Source organism: Pseudoalteromonas sp. SIMBA_162 (assembly GCF_046535955.1).
Classification (GTDB): Bacteria; Pseudomonadota; Gammaproteobacteria; order Enterobacterales; family Alteromonadaceae; genus Pseudoalteromonas; species Pseudoalteromonas marina.
This window is the reverse complement of record NZ_JAWJBQ010000405.1, coordinates 1-272: the sequence shown is the minus strand read 5'-3', so window position 1 is coordinate 272 and position 272 is coordinate 1. Positions and strand designations below refer to the sequence as shown.

Sequence of the window (272 nt, the reverse complement as noted above, 5' to 3'; positions counted from 1 at the left end):
ACGGCCTGGGCAAACGCCACGGTACAACGAATCACTGTCGGTTTTTCCACTTCCAGCATGATCACTTTAAAACCCGCATGATACAGACGTAGCGCCACACCACTGGCGATATCTCCCGCACCGCGAATCACCACCAGCTGGTGTCCGGAAGGATGAGAAGGTTTCATCATCAGCCCACCCGGCGCGTTATTTTTCACCTGTAATATTTCTGCCAGCACGCTGATGGCGATCTCCTGCGGCGTTTCCGCACCTATGTTGTAACCAACGGGCGC

Annotated in this window: 1 pseudogene; it reads right to left on the bottom strand. The window is 54.8% G+C overall.

The annotated features are described in order from the left end of the window. Positions 1–272: pseudogene (locus R0J88_RS20235) on the bottom strand (hypothetical protein); the annotation flags it as partial.